This is a genomic window from Stieleria sp., assembly GCF_041595215.1.
GTDB lineage: Bacteria > Planctomycetota > Planctomycetia > Pirellulales > Pirellulaceae > Stieleria > Stieleria magnilauensis.
The window spans coordinates 1-3261 of the sequence record NZ_JBFHKV010000978.1; the positions used below are offsets into that span (position 1 = coordinate 1).

At 59.9% G+C, this 3261-nt stretch carries 3 protein-coding genes; 1 reads left to right on the forward strand and 2 read right to left on the reverse strand.

The window, feature by feature from the left end:
• Positions 1-659, reverse strand: a 659-nt coding sequence (locus tag ABX749_RS27035) for an SDR family oxidoreductase (protein ID WP_372898763.1), incomplete at its 3' end; no start/stop codon positions are given.
• A 392-nt stretch (positions 660-1051) separates the two neighbouring features.
• Between ABX749_RS27035 and ABX749_RS27040 the strand changes: the two genes are divergently transcribed.
• Complete coding sequence (locus tag ABX749_RS27040; RefSeq protein WP_372898764.1) at positions 1052-1561, forward strand: SET domain-containing protein; 510 nt, start codon at positions 1052-1054, stop codon at positions 1559-1561.
• 8 nt (positions 1562-1569) lie between these two features.
• On the opposite strand, the gene priA is transcribed toward ABX749_RS27040, so the two are convergent.
• A partial coding sequence (gene priA / locus ABX749_RS27045) for a primosomal protein N' (RefSeq protein WP_372898766.1) occupies positions 1570-3261 on the reverse strand: 1692 nt, incomplete at its 5' end.

A 3261-nucleotide genomic window follows, 5' to 3' on the forward strand; every position in this document is an offset into this window, starting at 1 on the left:
AACACATGGAACTGGTCCTCGCGAAGCGCCGCAAAAATGGCCTCGGCGACCAGGGCGGGTGATTCGGCGACGTCGGCCAGACCGACGGCCTCGGCCATCTCGGTCTTGATCGGACCCGGGTGAACGCTGACCACCGCGGTCCGTTGCAGGGCCAGCTTTTCACGCAACGCCTGGGTCAGCGAATAACTGGCCGCTTTGGACGCCGAATAGGTGGCAAAGTCCGCGAAGGATTTGATCGACGCGACCGAGTTGAGCTGCACCAATGCCCCGCCTCCGTTGGATTTCAGCACCGGCGCGAACGCTTGAGCGACGTGCAGCAGTCCGAGCACGTTGGTCTTGTGTTCGGCTTCATAGTCGCTGAAGGCTTGCGGTGAGAGCAGATCATTGGTCCGGGCAATCCCTGCGTTGTTGATCACGATGGTGACGTCGGTCGCAACACTCGCGGCGTCCGCAATCGTTTGCGGCACTTGCAGGTCGATGACGATCGGGACAACCTTGTCGCCGTGTTTGTCCACCAGATCGGCGACCGAGTTGACGTCGCGCACGGCCGCATAGACTTTCTCGGCGCCCTGCTCGATCGCGGTTTCCAAGATCACTTTTCCGATGCCGCGATTGGCACCGGTAATCAAGACGGTTTGATTTCGAATGTCGATTGACATAGGGGTCTCCCAGAAGGCGGTGATTGGTTGAGAAGTCGTCTGCGATGGCCGGTCGTCGTCAACACAGGGGACTACTGGATCGTTGTGCGGGTCTTACATCGGCCGGTAAAAAAAGGTCGTACGTCGCGGACGCAGTCGGCTGAATGAACGCGTACCGTGCTTACCCACGTGCTTGCCGAATCGCTTGCCGATGCGCTTGCCAGAGTGCGTGCTAGAGTTAGTTGTTGGCGTAATGATCCGCTTTATCGACCGGCAAGGTTTTCCACTGCGGCCTCGCGGTTTACGACTCACCCGGCGGCGAGCAAATCGGTATCTTGTCGCGACGGAGTAGGGTTGCGACGCAATCCAGTTGCGTGGTTTTCAACATTGTATTGGTTTGATTTGGACGAGAGATGGAACTGTCAAAGAAGCGACGTAAGAAACTTCAATCGGCTGTCGATCAGGATTACGGGTATCGGCAATACGAAGACCGTGATGTGTACGTGTATGACCACGGCGGAAAACTGGGTTGTGGTGTGTTCGCATCACGTCAGTTTCTTCCCGGCGAGCTGGTCATGGAGATCAAGGGGCAATTGATTCCGGCGGATGAATACGACGGATCAACCTACGCCATGCACTTGGAGGATGATTGGTATTTGGAACCGACCATCCCCGGGGCGTTTATCAATCACTCCTGTAGCCCCAATTGTGACATGGTGCAGGTCACCGACACGACCAACGGGCTGATCGCTCGATGCAACATCGAGCCGGGAACCGAGATCTGTTTCGATTACCAGTGGGAAGCCCAGTACTGGATTCCCCGCTGCCAATGTGGGTCGCGGGATTGTCGTGGCTGGGTCGTCGGCAAGGACGAGGTGAAGAAGATGAAGAAATTGACCGCGCGGAAGAAGAAGGCCAAGTAGTCGACCGGCTACAGCATGTCCATCGGGTCGATGTCGATCACGTATTGCACGTCATCTTTCTCGGGGATCTTGAACGTCTTGGTCGCCATTCGAATCGTCGCGCCCAATTGCAACGGGTCGAGTGATTGCAACAGCAGGTGAAAGCGATACTTGCCGCGGAGTTTGGCGATCGGCGGGGGGGCCGGCCCGAGCAAGCGGACTTCGGCGCCGAGCCGTTCGCGCGCCGATTCCAATCGCAGCATCAACGAGTTGGCGGTGGCTTCGGTGACGTCTTCGACGGCCCCGCGGATGATGATCCGGGCGACGCTTCCCAGCGGCGGGTAATTGAATTTCCGCCGGTTGGCGATCTCGGCTTGGGCGAATTGCAGGTAATCGTGACGCGAGGCGGCTTGAATGGCCATGTGCTCGGGCGAAAACGTTTGCACGATCACGCGTCCGCCGCGGTTGCCGCGTCCGGTTCGACCGGCGACTTGGGTCACCAATTGAAAGGTGCGTTCGCCGGCGCGGAAATCGGGAAAGTGCAACGCGGCGTCGGCGTTGATCACGCCGACCAACAGGACGTTGGGAAAGTCCAAGCCCTTGGCGATCATCTGGGTGCCGAGCAACAGGTCCAGTTCGCCGCTGCGAAATGCGGAGAGGACTTTTTGGTGGCTGCCCGGACGGCGCATGGTGTCGCTGTCCATCCGTGCGACGCGAGCCTCGGGGAACCGAGCCTTGACTTCGACTTCCAGTTTTTGCGTGCCCAGTCCGCCGTATCGGATTCCGTCAAACCGACACTCCGGGCACCAGGGCGGTGTGGCGATCGTGTAATCGCAGTAGTGGCAGACGGCTTTGCCTCCATCGCGGTGATGGGTTAGCGGCATTTCGCAATCGGGGCAGGCGACGACGTGTCCGCAAGACGGGCACTGGATCGTCGTCGCAAAGCCGCGGCGATTGAGCAGCAAGATGACTTGCCCTTTTTCTCGCAGGGTTTCGGTGACGGCCAGATGCAATTGTCGGCTGATCGCGCCGCCCCGCGAGCGTTCGTCTTTGATGCGCAGGTCAACCAGTTGGACATCCGGCATGGGGCGATTGCCCACGCGAGACGGCATGGAGATCAGTTCGGCGTGACCGGACTGGGTCGCGTACCACGATTCCAACGAGGGTGTTGCACTGCCGAGCAACAGCGGGATTTGTAAGGATTGGGCGCGGGCATAGGCCACTTTGCGTGCGTGGTAACGCGGTTGGCTGTCCTGTTTGAACGACCCGTCGTGTTCTTCGTCCAAGATGATCAGTCCCAGACGCGGCAGCGGGGCAAAGACGGCGCTGCGGGGGCCGACCACGACTTGGACTTCGCCACGACGAATGCGCTGCCACTGGAAATGGCGTTCGGCCGGCGTCATTTGACTGTGCAGCACGGCGACCGAAGCGAAACGTCGTTCGAAGCGTCCCCGCGTTTGCGGCGTCAGGCTGATTTCCGGCACCAGCACGATCGCCGCGCGGCCGAATTTGACGACATGTTCGATCGCGCGGATGTAGACCTCGGTTTTTCCGCTGCCGGTCACGCCGTGCAACAGCAGGGTCTTGGCGGCGGCCGAATCGAGGGCCGCGGTGATCCGCCCGAGCGCGTTGGATTGGTCGTCGGTCAGTTCATGCGATTCGGTTTTTTCTCCGTCGCTTGTTTGCCAGCGGGTCGGCATCGACGTCGCCATCTCGCGGCG

Coding starts and splice junctions, on each gene's coding strand:
- ABX749_RS27040 (WP_372898764.1), top strand. CDS start 1,052: ATGGAACTGTCAAAGAAGCGACGTAAGAAACTTCAATCGGCTGTCGAT.